Source organism: Chitinophaga sp. 22308 (genome assembly GCF_052045305.1).
In the GTDB taxonomy this organism is placed as follows: Bacteria; Bacteroidota; Bacteroidia; order Chitinophagales; family Chitinophagaceae; genus Chitinophaga; species Chitinophaga varians_A.
Genome location: NZ_JBQEOP010000001.1, coordinates 30656 through 45947 on the forward strand (window position 1 = coordinate 30656; position 15292 = coordinate 45947).

17 protein-coding genes are annotated in these 15292 nt (G+C 49.7%); 7 read left to right on the forward strand and 10 right to left on the reverse strand.

Annotation, left to right across the window (positions count from 1 at the left end; genetic code table 11):
- Positions 1-42: 42 nt before the first annotated feature.
- Positions 43-1164: an alkene reductase gene (locus ACTJJS_RS00110; protein ID WP_440661921.1), complete on the forward strand. Its 1122-nt coding sequence runs from the start codon at positions 43-45 to the stop codon at positions 1162-1164.
- Positions 1165-1275: 111 nt separating this feature from the next.
- Entirely contained in the window at positions 1276-1677 is a 402-nt protein-coding gene (locus tag ACTJJS_RS00115) for a hypothetical protein (RefSeq protein WP_440661922.1), read from the forward strand.
- Between the two features lie 69 nt (positions 1678-1746).
- Here the strand turns inward: ACTJJS_RS00115 and ACTJJS_RS00120 are convergent, their stop codons facing one another.
- The gene (locus ACTJJS_RS00120) at positions 1747-2484 is read right to left on the reverse strand and encodes a hypothetical protein (protein WP_440661923.1); all 738 of its coding nucleotides are present in this window, start codon (positions 2482-2484) and stop codon (positions 1747-1749) included.
- 308 nt (positions 2485-2792) lie between these two features.
- On the opposite strand from ACTJJS_RS00120, the gene ACTJJS_RS00125 reads away from it, so the two are divergent.
- From ACTJJS_RS00125 to ACTJJS_RS00135, 3 genes are all read left to right on the forward strand, one after another.
- The gene (locus ACTJJS_RS00125; protein ID WP_440661924.1) at positions 2793-5192 is read left to right on the forward strand and encodes a DUF5686 family protein; all 2400 of its coding nucleotides are present in this window, start codon (positions 2793-2795) and stop codon (positions 5190-5192) included.
- Positions 5193-5507: 315 nt separating this feature from the next.
- Positions 5508-5720 carry a hypothetical protein gene (locus ACTJJS_RS00130; protein WP_168869877.1) on the forward strand — a complete coding sequence of 71 codons (213 nt, stop codon included), beginning with the start codon at positions 5508-5510 and terminating at the stop codon, positions 5718-5720.
- Between the two features lie 56 nt (positions 5721-5776).
- Positions 5777-6457, forward strand: coding sequence for a hypothetical protein (locus tag ACTJJS_RS00135; protein WP_440661925.1), 681 nt, complete (start codon positions 5777-5779; stop codon positions 6455-6457).
- Positions 6458-6461: 4 nt separating this feature from the next.
- Here the strand turns inward: ACTJJS_RS00135 and ACTJJS_RS00140 are convergent, their stop codons facing one another.
- Genes ACTJJS_RS00140 through ACTJJS_RS00150 form a run of 3 tightly spaced genes read right to left on the reverse strand, consistent with a single transcriptional unit; the run spans position 6462 to position 7788 of the window.
- Positions 6462-6908: a DUF1569 domain-containing protein gene (locus ACTJJS_RS00140; RefSeq protein ID WP_440661926.1), complete on the reverse strand. Its 447-nt coding sequence runs from the start codon at positions 6906-6908 to the stop codon at positions 6462-6464.
- A gap of 2 nt (positions 6909-6910) precedes the next feature.
- Positions 6911-7318 (reverse strand): VOC family protein, encoded by a 408-nt coding sequence (locus ACTJJS_RS00145; protein ID WP_168869874.1) that lies wholly within the window; start codon positions 7316-7318, stop codon positions 6911-6913.
- 56 nt (positions 7319-7374) lie between these two features.
- Positions 7375-7788: a helix-turn-helix domain-containing protein gene (locus ACTJJS_RS00150; RefSeq protein ID WP_211092547.1), complete on the reverse strand. Its 414-nt coding sequence runs from the start codon at positions 7786-7788 to the stop codon at positions 7375-7377.
- A 200-nt stretch (positions 7789-7988) separates the two neighbouring features.
- Here ACTJJS_RS00150 and ACTJJS_RS00155 point away from each other — a divergent pair, with 200 nt between their 5' ends.
- Positions 7989-8225 (forward strand): GlsB/YeaQ/YmgE family stress response membrane protein, encoded by a 237-nt coding sequence (locus ACTJJS_RS00155; protein WP_168869872.1) that lies wholly within the window; start codon positions 7989-7991, stop codon positions 8223-8225.
- A 74-nt stretch (positions 8226-8299) separates the two neighbouring features.
- Here ACTJJS_RS00155 and ACTJJS_RS00160 read toward each other — a convergent pair whose 3' ends face one another.
- The 5 genes from ACTJJS_RS00160 to ACTJJS_RS00180 form a co-directional block, all read right to left on the reverse strand.
- Positions 8300-8713: a DsrE family protein gene (locus ACTJJS_RS00160; RefSeq protein WP_168869871.1), complete on the reverse strand. Its 414-nt coding sequence runs from the start codon at positions 8711-8713 to the stop codon at positions 8300-8302.
- A 27-nt stretch (positions 8714-8740) separates the two neighbouring features.
- Positions 8741-9676 (reverse strand): c-type cytochrome, encoded by a 936-nt coding sequence (locus ACTJJS_RS00165; protein ID WP_440661927.1) that lies wholly within the window; start codon positions 9674-9676, stop codon positions 8741-8743.
- A complete protein-coding gene (locus ACTJJS_RS00170; protein WP_440661928.1) occupies positions 9673-10356 on the reverse strand; it encodes a hypothetical protein in 684 nt (227 codons plus the stop codon). The genes ACTJJS_RS00165 and ACTJJS_RS00170 overlap by 4 nt, the downstream gene beginning before the upstream one ends.
- A 100-nt stretch (positions 10357-10456) precedes the next feature.
- Positions 10457-11275: a helix-turn-helix domain-containing protein gene (locus ACTJJS_RS00175; RefSeq protein ID WP_440661929.1), complete on the reverse strand. Its 819-nt coding sequence runs from the start codon at positions 11273-11275 to the stop codon at positions 10457-10459.
- Between the two features lie 57 nt (positions 11276-11332).
- The gene (locus ACTJJS_RS00180; RefSeq protein ID WP_440661930.1) at positions 11333-12541 is read right to left on the reverse strand and encodes a Gfo/Idh/MocA family protein; all 1209 of its coding nucleotides are present in this window, start codon (positions 12539-12541) and stop codon (positions 11333-11335) included.
- A 129-nt stretch (positions 12542-12670) separates the two neighbouring features.
- On the opposite strand from ACTJJS_RS00180, the gene ACTJJS_RS00185 reads away from it, so the two are divergent.
- Positions 12671-13507 carry a rhamnogalacturonan acetylesterase gene (locus tag ACTJJS_RS00185; protein ID WP_440661931.1) on the forward strand — a complete coding sequence of 279 codons (837 nt, stop codon included), beginning with the start codon at positions 12671-12673 and terminating at the stop codon, positions 13505-13507.
- A 19-nt stretch (positions 13508-13526) separates the two neighbouring features.
- Here ACTJJS_RS00185 and ACTJJS_RS00190 read toward each other — a convergent pair whose 3' ends face one another.
- Positions 13527-15290: a RagB/SusD family nutrient uptake outer membrane protein gene (locus tag ACTJJS_RS00190; RefSeq protein ID WP_440661932.1), complete on the reverse strand. Its 1764-nt coding sequence runs from the start codon at positions 15288-15290 to the stop codon at positions 13527-13529.
- Between the last annotated feature and the right edge of the window lie 2 nt (positions 15291-15292).

Sequence of the window (15292 nt, forward strand, 5' to 3'; positions counted from 1 at the left end):
GGAAATTTGTGTTGTCGAATGAAAAACTTAAAACTGAAGACAATGCTTTTTAATAAACATACCGTAGGAAATATTGTACTGAACAACAGGATCGTGATGCCGCCCATGACCCGCTCCAGGGCCGGTGCCGGCGATGTGGCCACCGATGACATGGCCAATTATTACCGTCAGCGTGCCACTGCGGGACTGATCATCACTGAAGGCACACAAATCAGCCGGCAGGGGCAGGGATATGCCTGGACACCGGGCATTTATAGTGCTGCACAGGTAGCAGGGTGGAGGAAAGTAACCACGGCAGTACACGAGGAAGGAGGTAAGATATTTGCCCAGTTGTGGCATGTGGGCCGTGTATCACATGTGTCCTTACAGCCCGGCGGCGCAGCGCCGGTGGCACCGTCAGCCATCCTGGCGGAAGGGGTGAGCGTGGTGATAGACGCAACAGGCGGAGGCCCCACTGGTGGCGGTATCCGCAAGGAGCAGCACTCTATGCCCCGGGAACTGACCATCCCGGAAATTGAGGCTATTATTAACGACTACGCTGAGGCCGCAAAAAATGCCATCGCTGCAGGGTTCGATGGCGTAGAGCTGCACGGGGCCAATGGTTACCTGATAGAACAGTTTATTGACTCACAAACCAATCAACGTACAGACATATATGGCGGTAGTCTTGAAAACCGCCTGCGTTTCCTGAAAGAAGTGACTACAGCTGTTGTCGCCGCCATCGGGAAAGACAGGGTGGGCGTACGCCAGGCACCGCTGACAACACTCATGGGCGCAAAAGACGATCACCCGGAAGAAACATATATCGCCGCAGCCAGACTGCTGAATGAAATCGGGATCGCGTATATCCACATCGCGGAAGCCGACTGGGAAGACGCTCCGGTAATGTCTCCTGTGTTCAAAAATGCTTACCGCCAGGCATTTAAAGGCACCCTGATCTATTCCGGTAAATATAACAAATCAAGGGCAGAAGAAGCGTTACAGCAGGGCTGGGCGGACCTGATCGGGTTTGGCCGTCCCTTTATTGCTAACCCTGACCTGCCGTACCGTTTGCAACATGATCTGCCGCTGAATACGCCGGACCCGTCCACTTTCTTCGGAGGTACCGCCAAAGGCTATACGGACTATGCCCGCTATCAGCAACCGGCTGGCGTGGTAGCATAATTAAGGAAAGGCTGGATATGCTTATCCAGCCTTTTTTTATGCTTTCCTGATGCCACTATTTAAGCTATATTTGGATACAACCAATTTTCGTTAATCCAAAATAACAGCTCCATGAAAACATCCCTCATTGCCTGCGCCGCTATCGTATTGTCCCTCAGCGCCGCAACGTCCCTGGCCAACAATTACAAACTGTCGCCATTGCCGGTAGCTGCCGGGAAAGCCTTTATCAACATGACCGGCCCCAATACTATCAGCCTGTCTTCAGGTGTGTACGACTATACCGTTAACTTGTTTGGTCAGCCGCCGGCTTCGGACGCCAAATGGGTGATCACGCACAATGGTAATGTTGTGGCGCGGTATAATGTCGATTTGATCGTAGATGGTAAAGCGTTTATTTCATTGACCGGGGCTGATTTTGGCAGCACAGGCACTTTTACGCTTTTGCTGGCAGGAACCACTGACGATGGCTATGGAATGATTTACGGTTCCAAAGGCGTTACGGTGACGCCGTAAAAAGTAATTGTCAGGCCGCCAGCTTTCGTCGACGGCCTGACTGTTTCCCATGTTGATGTGTCAGAAGATTTATAATGGCAGATATGGCATTGCATTGAGCAGGATATACTGTCGTTGTTGCCCGTTGAAATGTTGTTCTCCGGAGGTTAGCAATACCGGCCGCGTTACCAGCAGTGCGTCGCTGATAACGATACCCTGGCGGAAGGTGGTGTAGCCTGTCCAGTGGGAGGTGCCTGGTTTGACTGTTACGCGCAGTTTTGTTCCGTCATTGGTATGGATGTCCATCTGTTTGGTATCATTATCATAAAATCCTTCGCTATATCCTTCCCTTTTCAGCGTGACGGTCTGATGTTCTTTATCCAGTGCCATTACCGTGATGGTTTGTGTACCGGGGCCGCCCAGTTCCCAGGGTACGGTGATGGTGTGTTTCCAGGAGTCGCCTTCATGCAGTTGTGCGGGTGCCTGTCCCCAGATCAGCGAGTTGTACATCAGTCCGCTGGCGCTGGTATTGGTGTAGGTTTTGTCCTGCCAGATGTTGTTGCCGTCCAGGCCGATGACAGTCGGGGAACTGTTTACCGGGCGGCCGTCGTACAGGTCTGTTTCATTAAATGCCGGCCGGGTAGGGTGACCGTCTGTTACCTGGTAGGCGCTGCTGCCGCTGATACGGTATACCTGGGGAGCAAAACCTTCGCCGGTCACGGCAATGGTGCGGGAATAAATATTGGAAAGAGTATCTCCCCTGGATAGTTGAGGGGAGAGGTAGTAGCTGGTGGTTTGACTGGCCGCCTGACGGGGTGCCAGACCCATTATCAAGATTAAGAATAAAAGCGGTTTCATATTTGTTTTGTTGTGTACCAAAGGTGTTTATAAAGTAGTTGTGGAAAAAATCAATTAAACAGTTACAGGTAGATTTTCAATGACCGGTACTTCCTTTTCAATAATTCTTTTGGAGCAATGGGGGGAGAGAAGAAATTTGCCGTCTTACTAGTACTACAACTGTTATTTTGATGCTGCGAGCCTTAGTCTGTACTTTGAAGGGATGGGTGATGTTATGTTTGCTATTGTCTGTAATGCAGGTTTGGGCACAGCATTCTGCTATAACGAGCGGAAAAGTGGTGAACAAATTTACAGAAGAGCCGTTACCATTCGCTACTGTTTACTGGAAAGCCGCCGGTTATGGCGTGATGACGGACAGTGCCGGTTATTTTAAGCTGGCGAGGAGTTCCCGCCGGGAAGATACGCTAGTAGTGCGCTATGTGGGATATGACCAGAGGATGGTCCCGCTGGCGGCTACAGATATGTTGTCTTTGCTGGTGCAAATGGAAGCCACCATGAAGTTGGGAGTGGAGGTGAGAGCCAGGATGGACAAGGGACTGGTGTGGTGGCGGCAGATAGTTGCCCATAAGGCAGCCAATGCGCCGGGCCACTACGATAGTTATTATGCCGAACTATATAATAAACTGGAGATAGATGTCTCCAATATCAACAAACAACGTTGGGAAAAATCACGTTTGATGAAACCGTATGCGTTTGTTACGCAGCGGATAGATTCCACTTCCGAGCAAGCCCCCTTTTTACCTGTTTTTCTCAGTGAATCGGTATCGGATTATTACGTGTCCGGCAGCCCGTCCCGGATACGCGAAGAGATCCGCGCGTTAAACAGCAGCGGTATCAAAAATGAATCTGTGATGGAATATCTGGGAGGCATCAATCAAAAAATCAATACTTACCAAAATTCGATGCTTGTATTTGGGCGTGAGTTTATCAGTCCGCTCAGCAGCATGGGTGACCGCTACTATCACTACAAGGGGCTGGACACCGTTACACAACATGGTGAACAGTTCTATCATCTTGCTTTTACCCCAAAGCGCGAAGGGGAGAACCTGTTTGCCGGTGATTGCTGGATACAGGCTTCCACATGGGCCATACAGAAAATCAGTTTGTCAGTAGCAGGTGCTGTGAATATCAATTTCGTAAAGCGGCTGGATATCATCCAGGAGTTTACGCAGCAACGGGAAAAAGAATGGGTGGTGACGAAAGACCGCTTTGTAGTGGAATTGGCGCCTCTGGGAAAATCCAGGACAACGTTCATTGGCCGTAAGACCACTTTGTATAATCATATTGCCACCAATCAGGATTTTATCACCGCGAAGCTGAACAGCAACCGCAGAAATGAAGAAGTGGTAGTGGCCGACAGCGCGCTGGTTGCCGGTAAGGCCTATATGGAGCAGCACCGGCCGGAGACATTGACCCGCAACGAAAAACATGCTATAACGTTAGTGGATACACTAAAATCAATGCCTTCTTTCAGACGGTTGAGTAATACCATTACTTTTTTGGTAGATGGACATATCAAGCTGGGCAAAGTGGAGATAGGGCCATGGTACAAGTGGGTGAGCCGTAACCGGGTGGAGGGCCCGCGGGTGCGGTTTGATTTAGGGACCACGGCCCAATTCAGCCGTAACTGGCGGTTGAATGGTTATCTCGCCTATGGTATGAAAGACGAGTCGCTCAAGGGCAAGATGGCGGTGTCTTATACCTGGCCCGGAGACAACGGGTGGCAGGTGTTCGCTTCCTATAAAGACGATCTGGACAATAACCAGCGGGGATTTAACGGCGAAGAAGTGTCGCTGGACAATATCTTTGGTCAGCTGGTGCGGCGGCGTGGCATTCCGCAGAAGTTTATCCGTGAGGGGGATATGCGTGTGTCTGCCATTAAACAGTTTCCGCAGGAGTTCTCCTTGCAGGGTACGGTGTCCCGTACCTGTTACACTACCTTTGATCCGCTGCCACCGCATAAGCTCTTTCTGTCGGGAGAGCATGAAAAGGCCGTTAATACTGAGTTTCAGCTCAAGTTCCGGTATGCGCCCGGAGAGAAGGAAATACGCACTTTTCGTAAAACGAGGCGGGTACGCAGCAACCTGCCGGTCGCTGAAGTAGCTTATTCACTTGCGCCTTCCGGCGTGCTGGACAGCAAATACCAATATCACAAGTTAAGTCTGAGCGTGCGACAGCAGTTCAACCTGACAGGTTGGGGACGTGTCAATTATATGGTATATGCCGGACAGATCTTTGCAGACCGGCTGCCTTTTATGTTGCTGCAGGTACATCCGGGCAATGAAACTTATTACTATAACAAAGAAGCTTTCAGCCTGATGAACAAATATGAGTTCTTCAGTGATCGTTATGCCGGCGTGAATATAGAACACAATTTTAATGGAAAGCTGCTGAACCTGTTGCCCTTCATGCGGAGGACAGGCGTGCGTCAGTTCTGGAACGTGAAGTCAGTGATCGGTGATTTATCAAACAGAAACAGGGTGTATAACCAGATGGAGTATGGCCGTTATGGTATGCGTTCCCTTAACGGTAACATCTATACGGAAGTAGGTACCGGCTTTGATAATATTTTTCGCTTTTTTCGTGTAGACGCTGTTTGGCGTTTTTATCCGGGGCAGTCTACGAAGAACCGCAGCGGTGATTTTGGCGTGTTCGGAAGTTTCAGGTTGCAGTTTTAATAGCTGCTATGTATGATGATAAACCCAGTCTTATTATCTGGTAAATCTTTTGTTGGCGTTTGTAATACCTTCCTTCTACTTTTTATTTGAATTATTTTGTTGTTATCATGCTGATTTTTAATGAATCAGAATTTTGCGGACATTGTCTGTGAAATCTTCTGTGTTGCTGTCGTGTGGCTGTTTTGTGAGTAGTTTGTTGTGATGGTTTGTGACTCTTTTTTATAGGTTGTTTTTGATGTTTTTAGTAAGGTGTGCTGATTAAATTTTGGAGAGAAAAAAGTAAAAGAATATATTTGTTTGTACAACCATTATACTATGAGTGATGCAGAATTTAATGCATTAATGGAACTGGCAGAGGCACAACTTAAGGAAAAGGTAACGCGCGAGGAGGCGTTACGTTCATTTGTGGAAGCAGGTATCCTTGATTGGGACGCTAACTTCAGGGAGCCATATACAGAATTGGAGGGTGTTTTTGCCGAGTTGTTTCTAAAGAAAAAAGTTGACCCCAACATCGATAAGTATATATGATGTTAAACCTGTTTTTTGCCAGGTTTCTTGAAGATTAACCCCTAATAATTATCGCGATGTACGATGTTAAACCCAACCTCGTCATCGGTTTCCATGGATGTGAAGCCGAGGTGAGAGACATGCTTTTGCATAATCCCGATGAGTTTAAAATGAGCCGGAGGCCGTTTGATTGGCTGGGCAATGGATTTTATTTCTGGGAGAATAATTATTACAGGGCGCTGGAATGGGCGCTGGACAAACAAAAGCGCGGCATTATCCGGGAGCCTGCTGTAATCGGTGCTGTGTTGAACCTTGGGTATTGTTGTGATTTTATGGAGGCGCAGCATCTTCGATTATTGTCTGTTTACTTTAAAAACATGTCGGAAAAATATAGCGTATTGGGCAAGCCATTACCGGAGAATAAGAATTTGCCGTGGCAAGAGTCGGGGGACAGGGTTTTAAGATATCTGGACTGCGCGGTGATTGAGTTCATGCACCGGGAAATATGGAAGGGTGTAAAAGCAGGTATTATGGAAAAGCAATCGGTTCTTTGCAGAGCTTTCGACTCCACCCGCGGCGTTTTCACTGAAGGCGCACCCGTATTTGAAGGCGCCGGCCTCTTTGAAAAGACCCACATACAGATATGTATCCGTAACCCCAACTGTATCCTGGGCTTTTTCAAGCCCAGGAAGGAAATAGATTTTGTGAGCTGGATGGAGGGGCATCAGGCGTCACAGATGACCACTGATGCCGCCTGAGCAATTATCCCCTGAATTGCCTCAGATGGTGGTCAATATGTTTGTAAGCCAGCTGTCCCATTTGCTCACGGGTCATTTTACCGAAGAAAGGATGGGTTACCGACGGAACAGTTGTATGTGCATATGATTCCAGCAGTGCAATCCATGTTGCTTTTTCGGCGGCGATGTCACCGTCCGGTCCTGTGATTTTCATGGCGGCGGCGGTGGAGGCACCGCGCATCATGGGCTTTTCGTCTTTGAGGACTTGTTTCAGTATCAGCTTACCGAACAGGAAGCTGACCAGTTTACGCTTGTATGTCTTGTGGCCGAGTGCCATTTCTTCCCAGAGGCGGCAGTGTTTCAGCATCTGGTAGAGGGTCATGTGGCCCCATTCTGGGCTGGCATTGGGTGGAAGGGCGTTGATACGCCTGATGATTTCCTGCCGTACAACGGGATCGTTGATTGTTTTCATATTCAGGTGAGTTGAGCCAGGGAGAACCAGTTACCGGAATCATCTTTGAAAATGGCTTCAGTACCATAGAATTCCTTTTTAGGTGCTTTGGTGAATTCCACGCCTTTGGCTGTCATTTCTTCGTAGGTGGCGTAAATGTCGTCGCAGGTGAGGACGGCAACGCCGAAAGTGCCTTTGCGGACCAGTTCCGTCATGACATCCACTGTTTCCTGTTTGAACATGGCCGTGGAAACAGGAGACAGCACGATTTCGAGGCCCGGTTGCTGCGGCGGGGAAACGGTTAGCCAGCGGGCTTCCTGGCTCATGGGCACATCAGTGACCACGCGGAAGCCCAGTTTATTGGTATAAAAATCCAGTGCGCGGTTTTGGTCCAGCACGTAGACCGTCATGTGTGTTACTTGTGTGATCATCGGAGATGTCTTTATGTCTGATGCAAAGAACGGTGATGCCCCGGTATTTCATTTGTTCAAAATTGCTGTTTTGGGGACCATCCGTATTTTTCGGCGAAACAGCCGGGTATGTATGCCAGGGGAGTGGCGGCTATCTGTGCTTTGAGGGACTGCTGCTGTTGAAGATAGGCAGAAGGTGTCATACCGTTGGCGCGCTTGAACAGGTTGCTGAAAGAGCTGATGCTTTCAAAGCCGACGGCATAACAGGTATCAGCGACGGTAGTGCCCTGCTGCAACAGCAGCTTTGCATTTTCCATTCTGACAGTTTTGAGGTATTGATGGGGCGTCTGCTGGTAAATGGCTTTAAACTGCTTGATGAAATGGAATTTGGAAAAATAAGCTTCGTCGGCGATACAGTCGAGGTCAATCGGCTCAGCATAATGCCGGTCGATGAACAGTTTGGCCTGGACCAGCCGTCTATATAAATACATTCTCGGATATTGCAGGCCTGTCATAAGCTGCCAGTTTTTTAGCGAACGTTGTGAAAATTAGTCATTTCGAGGAATAAAATTTTATAAATTAATTATTTAATATTTGTAAATATCTATTTAAGAATATGTATTAACAAAAAATAACAGATAAACATGAAAATTTTACCGTAAATTGATGAGTACATTAAAAACTCATCATTATGATCTGGACTATTATTATCGGAGGCATCGCTGGCTGGCTGGCCGGTAAAATTATGCGTGGTGACGGGTTTGGGATTATTGTAGATATTATTGTGGGAGTCATCGGCGGCTGGCTGGGTGGCTGGCTTTTCGGGAAACTGGGGCTGCATATGGGCAACGGCCTGATAGGCTCGTTGATCGTGGCACTGATAGGTTCCATTATATTGATTTGGCTGGTACGCCTTGTCAAGCGGTGATCATCCATGACAATAACTAAAAGCGCCGGTACAGAATACCGGCGCTTTTTTATAACATAAACGTATATACGAAATCAGTGTGCCACTTTAATATATCCCCATCCTTCCCGTTGTTTGGTAATGATTTCATAGATAGCATCGGGTACTACCTGTACGCCGGGCAGTAATTCACTGGCGTTTTTATTGTTTCTTTTCATGGTAGCACCGCATACTTTAAAGCTTACATTTTTATGGTTGTTGATTAGTTCGCCCAGGGCGGGAGCTACGGTGGACTTGTCTTTCAACACCATATCCAGTGCATCGCCGTAAATGGCTACTTCCAGTTGCGCATCGGGAGTGCCTTGCAGGATACCGTTCATTTGCCGGAGCAGGGTTTGTTGTGCTTCCGGTGTTTTACTGGTAATATCAAAGATGACTTTATAGTCGGCCTGTGCAAAGCAGGTGATGCTGCCCAGTAATAATGCGAGGGCTATAAACAGCTTTTTCATAGCAGATCGTTTTAGGTGAAACGGATATTACTTTTTATGCTGCCGTGCAATAGGAGCGAAGGGCCCGTATTTATGCTGCGTGGCAGGGAAGCTGTCGCTGAAGGGGCCAAAAGGGTGGTCCGGCGGTTTGCTGCGGATATCGGGCCAGTCGGCGGGGAATGCTTTCTCCGGCCGTGGTTGTGAGTTCACAAATGCCGCTACGTTCCACGCTTCTTCATCGCTGAGTACGGGATGTTGGTGATCGGTGCCGAGCGGCATATTGTATTTTACATATCCTGCAAACCTGGACAGCCGGTATAGGCCGGCGCCGGTATTATAGCTGTCAGGGCCCCATAGCGGCGGGTATTCGTATTCCGATGTACCGGCCAGCCGTTGCCCGCTACCGTTGGCGCCATGGCATCGCTGGCATTGCTGCAGAAAAACGGCTTTGCCTTTGACAGTGTCGGCGGCCACCGGCAGATAAGGCAGATCACGGATACCGCTGCCTGGCGTTTTATATCCTTTGGGCTGGTCTTTTCCCAGCCATTGTATATAGGCGATGATTGCCTGTAATTCCCGGCTGTTACTGTCGAGGGCGGCGCCATTGAGGCTTCTCACAAAGCAGTCGTTTACTTTTTTGGCGATGGATTCCACCGTGCCGCTCCTCGCCCTGAACTTGGGATAGGTGGCGGCAGTGCTGCCGTAGTTATTGCCCCACGGTCTGGTGCCGGCATCCAGATGGCAGTTCTGGCAGTTCATGCCGTTGCTCATTTTAGCAACGCTGCCCTGTGGCCCAAGATATTGTGCGGTATGGGCTATCAGCGACCGGCCATAGCGTATCATATCGCCTGTTGACGTATGTGGGATGGTAGCAGTGTCCGGCGCCTGCCATAATTTTTCGTCTATCGTGCCCGCTCTGCGGCAACTGTACAGCGCAGTAAACCATCCCATTAAAAAAGCAAGCTGCCATTGTCTGTTTGTCATCCTGCAAAACAGTAGCCGCAGTTTTTTTCCTGCGCACGCCCGATGGCCCACATGCCGGAAGGGACTACATCGATGCCCGGCAACACACCTGCCAGCCATTCATTTTTGATGGCCACGGGGTCCATTGCCATTTCTTTGGCCACGATAGCGCTGTATACTGTTATCGCCATATTGCATACGGCAAACAATACACCGCTGTCCTGTAACTGGTTAATACCGATGTCCACATTACCAATGCCCGGTACATTAAAATCCCCTGGCTTAGGTTGCCAGAATGGATTACGGACGGCCGGCGCTTTGGTTTTGGGATCATCGATTTTAAACAACTGGCCGAATTTGTATTTCTCCCACAACTCATCTTTCATGGCGTAGGGAATAGCTTCATGCCGCAGTACCATGACGGCGCAGCAGTCTTTCTCCGGTGTGCCGGTGGCCTGGTTGGTCAGCAGAAAAACTTTTGCCCAGGCAAACGGGAAAATTTCGTGCGGCCGGGGAACGTCCAACACTACCCTGTGCTTGCCTTTGATTTTATTGGCCCATGCATCGGTGGTGCTGGTGCTGATATGTTTGCTTTCCTGCGCCAGTCCGGCGAAAGAAGGAATGCTCAGCATCGTGGCGCCTGTCAGCATTTTTCCGAGGAAGTCGCGGCGGTTGGTACCCCCGTTTGGTGTATGACTCATAACTTTAAATTTTGAGGTGATAGTATGGCTTCAACCACTATATGGTTAAAATACCCGGAAGAGAGGTACCATAAATGTAAGGAAACACACCAGGCGCTTATCAGATAAAAGTGACAAAATCTGTTGGCTGTTGTGGCAGGAAATCAGAGAACTGATGCGGTAAACGATGGGTAAAATAGCGGAACTCGTTGATGAAATGTGTTTGATCGCAATACCCTGCTTTATGGGCTAATAACTTCCATTGCGGGTACCGCATCCTTGTCATGTAGTCGATTGTTTTTCTGAAGCGGACCAGCCGGCAGAACAACTTCAGGTGTAATCCTGTCTGGTCCAGAAAGGCCCTTTCCAGTGTGCGTTTGGTAAGGAACGCCTGTGCTTCCAGTTGCCGGATGGTAATATTGCCGCTGGCGGCCAGGATGAGCTGCATGGCATTTTCCAGGTTGCAGCTATTTTTAGGAGTACCTGTCAGTTGCTCCAGCAGCCAGGCTTCCAGTAGTTGTACCTGTTGCCGGGGATGGTCGCTGGCATTGATGTCTGACAGCAACGCGGTGACGGTATGCCCGAATAATGCCGTCATGTCGATGCAACGGTCGCAAAATAAATGTGCGGAGCTATTGAATAGTTTAAGCCAGCTGCCCGGCCTGAAATGTGCTGCCAGCAGCCGCATATTGCCACTGACGCGCCACTCGCTGACACGGCTGCGTGGACCGGTAAGTACGGCCGATGAAAGATATTTCTGCCTGATAACATCATACAAGGTATTGTCAGGGCCGGTATTGAACCACATGCTCTGAATAAAATGGGGCAGCACAGTCAGGTACCTGACTTCGTTCGGGGGAAAATCTCCTGTGATCAGCTGCCATGAAAGCAGGTAATCGCCAAGCCGCTGATGAGGCCGGAATGTTTGCACCTTGAACATAGGCATCGGTTTCTTTGGGGCACAGTGAGATCTGCTGCAAAGATCCGACTTTTTTTCCTAAGCATCATATGACGGCAGCCACGATTGACTGATCCCCGTTTCTATGGCTTTGTTGGCCATATGTACGGCGATTGCGGCTATCTTGCCGGTCTCCGCACCGGAGGCTGGCGGAATGTTGCTGCGGACGCTTTCTGCGAAAGCCAGCAGCGCGGAAGTGGTAGGCTCCGGCTGTGGCTGGCCGGGAATACCGAATTTCAACGGTACGCCTTCTCCTGTCTGGTCTGTTTTGGTAGCGCCTGTAACGCCATCCACCACCGCCAGCTCTTTTTTCCCTTCTTCGCTGTACACAAAGGCTTTGTCCCGCTGTATTTCGATAGTGCCGCGGTTGCCAAGCACCCTGATGGAATAGCCCTTGTAGGCATTGCTGAGGATGGAAGATACACTGGCTTTTACGCCACCGGGATATTCAAAGACGGTCCGCACATTGTCCCATGTTTCCCTGCCGTCTTTCCAGTAGTCGATGCCGCCCATGCCTACCACACGCAGTGGATGTGCATCCAGGAGATAATTGACCATATCGATCTGATGGCCGCATAGTTCCGCTATCAGCCCACCGGAATATTCGCGGTACATGCGCCAGTTGATCAACCGCTCCATGGCCGGGTCGGAGACAGGATTTCTCCAGTCGGAATTTCGGTGGTACTGACATTCAAAATGCGTTACTTTGCCCAGCCAGTTTTGTCCGATCACTTCTTTTACCCGGTGATAAAGATCGTAGTACCGGTACTGATGGCCTACCTGCAGTACCAACCCGCTTTTCCGCACCTGGGCGGCCAGTTGTAAGGCCTGTGGAATATCATAGGTCATGGTTTTTTCGAGATAAACGTGTTTGCCAGCGTCCAGCGCATCTTTGGCCATAGGGTAATGCATCGATAGCGGTGTGGCAATGACCACGGCTTCCACTTTTTTATCTGCCAGCAGCTGCCGGTAATCGGTATAGGCTTTGGCGCCTTTGGCTGCCAGCGACAAGCCATGTTGCAAATGAGCAGGTATCACATCACAGCAGGCAATCAGTTCCATGCCCGGTATTTTCTGCAATAGTTTGGCGATGCCGCTGCCACGGTTGCCGGTGCCGATCATACCGATTTTTAAAGGCGCTGCGGCCGCCTGTCCCAGTACCGGTAAGGCACTGGTCAACATAGCGCCGGACAATGCCACGGCGCCGGTGTATAAAAATTTTCTGCGGGAAAAATGGTGGTCTTGCATAACCTACAAAATAATCAAATTAATGCCCCATGGTGGATAAAAGAGCGAGAACGTTCTCGCTCTTTTATCCGCCACAGACTGGCATTGCTCTTCGCCAGTGATTATATTTAATGTGAAAACAAACCACCCATGCAAGCGAACCGCAGAAATTTCCTGAAACTGACAGGCCGTTTGGGCCCCAAAGACGTGTATGCTGCTCAACGGAAAAGCAGTCGCCTACCCATTACCAAGATAATATTGGCGGCCATGACGTTGTTGCTATGCAGCTTCCTGCCGCAGCAAAAGAAAGTACGCATCTTCTCCATCGGTGATTCCACCATGTGCGATTACGATCAAAAATACCTCACCGGTTTTGGAGGCGACAGTCTATATCCTATCCGTGGCTGGATGCAGATGGCACGCACACTTTTTCCGCCTTATGTGGAAGTGCATAATGCTGCCCGCAGCGGCAGAAGCTCCAAAAGCTTCCGTACAGAAGGGTACTGGCAGAAAGTGATCGACAGCGTGCAACAGGGCGACTATGTTTTCATCATGTTCGGTCCCAATGACCAAAAACCGGATACCGCCAGGCACACCGATCCGCATACTACTTTCCGCCAGAACCTGATCAACTATGTAAACGAGGTAAAAGCCAAAAACGCCTGTCCCGTGCTGTTTACCTGCATTGTCCGCCGGAAGTTTGACAGCAACGGTAAAATAGAAAATACCCACGGCGATTATCCCGCTGTTGCACGGGAGGTGGCTGCTGAAATGAAAGTGCCGCTGGTAGACCTCAATAAAAAATCAGCGGAATTGCTGGAAAGCTATGGCCCTGAAGCCTCTAAAAAGTTATTCCTGCACATAAAGCCAGGCATCTTCCCTAAGCTGCCTGATGGTAAAAAAGATGATACTCATATGAGTGAATTGGGCGCTATGAAAGTGGCGGAAGTTGCATTGACAGAACTAAAGCATTTAGGGATTTATTGATTAATAAATCCCTAAATGATCAGTACCCATAATCCTGTGTCAGCTTATGGTTGGCTTCGAGCGATGTTTGTGGTATGGGTAACAGCTCACTGCGATTGGGTACAAAGAGTTGTGCCACATTGGTGATCCAGCTGGCGGTGATGGAGCTGGTCCAGCTGACTTTGGCATAACCGGCAGGAAGGGTGGCGGGAGTGGGCTGATACAGGGAGTTGCCCCATATCACGGCAGATGAACCGGTTTTGTAGTACATCACCTGTGGCAGGTTGTTGTAAGGTGGTTCACGGTTCATCATCTTCGTATAGTTGGCCCTTGTTTCCTGTATTTTTTGATAGAGAAGGTTCCAGCGGATAAGATCATATTTGCGGATGCCTTCTCCTCCGAATTCAAATGAACGTTCTGCTACCAGCGCGTTAAAGAAAGTTTCTTTGGTGGAAGGTGTCTGTCCGATTTTATTTTCATTGCCTTTAAATCCTCTTTTTCTTACTTCTTCGTAGGCCGCTATGGCGGCGGCTGTGGGGCCGTTGTTCAGCTCATTGTCGGCTTCTGCGAACATCAGCAGTACATCGGAAAAACGTAATACCGGCCAGTTGATGCCCAGCTGTTGCGCAGTGGTAGCAGGCGCGGGTGTGATCCAGTCGGCACGGAACTTCCCGCTGACCATATTCACCATTGTCTGTACGGTCTTGGTTTTGTCTGCGTTGTTGTAATAGGGAGCTGTGGTCACATCGCGGCGGGTGTCCAGGGAATCAAAGGAGTAAAAATACGTTGGGACCACGCGGATGGAGCTGTTGCCTAGCTGACCGGCATTGCCGGCCACAAAGAAACGGGGACCGTCATAGTAACCCAGATTGCCGGTTAAACCAACGGCCATGGCTATTTCAAACATCACTTCCCCGTAAAGGTCAAGTTTATATGCATCCAGTCCGTCTTTGAATACCGCCTGGAAAACAGGGTTCAGGGTGTGTTTGTCGCGGCGCTGCATGATATCAGCGCATTCATCGCGGGCAATTTTGTAATATTCAATGTAATCTGCGGTGCGCTCCATTTTGCGGGAGGCGCGACGAAGGGAGTAGCCTCCTCTGAACAATGCAATGCGCGCGCGTAAGCCTTTTACGGCGCCTTTGGTGATCCTTTCATCTGCTGCCACGCCTGGCTCGTTGCGCCACGGAACAAGGTCTGCGGCCACCTTGAGGTCACTGAGCATACGGCCATAGATGGTGTCGCGATCGGTTTTGGCCAAAAATAAATCCGGCTGATCGATGGACGGCTCAAATTGTGCGGGCACATCTCCCCAGTTCCTGATCAGCTCAAAGTAGTACTGCGCGCGAAGGGTGAGCGCTTCGCCATGCAGCCGGCGCAACTGCTGCTGTTCGGCGGCGCTGCCTTTGCTGTACAGGTCCATGGCCGGTATGTTTTTGATGCAGGTGTTGGCGCGTTCAATGCCCAGGTACAGCTGCTGAAAAGGTCCGGGCAGCTGTGCGTTGGTGGCTTGCAGGTTGTAGCGGGACAGATCGCGGGAACTGTTGTCCGGAGCAGAAGTGTTGGTCACGCCGATCATTTCATCGTTATCATAGGGATACATAAGGCTCAACCGGCTGCCATAGGCCTGCTGATGGGTAAGCGGCTCATAGGCGCCGATAACGGCGCTGGTGGCGTTGGGCACATCGCTGAAGATATACCGCTCGTCGAAAGCGGAGGATGGTTCCTTGTCAAGGAATTTCTTACAGGCAACAGCTGTCATCAGCATCGCGATACATCCTGTGTAGTAAATTATCTTCATCATCT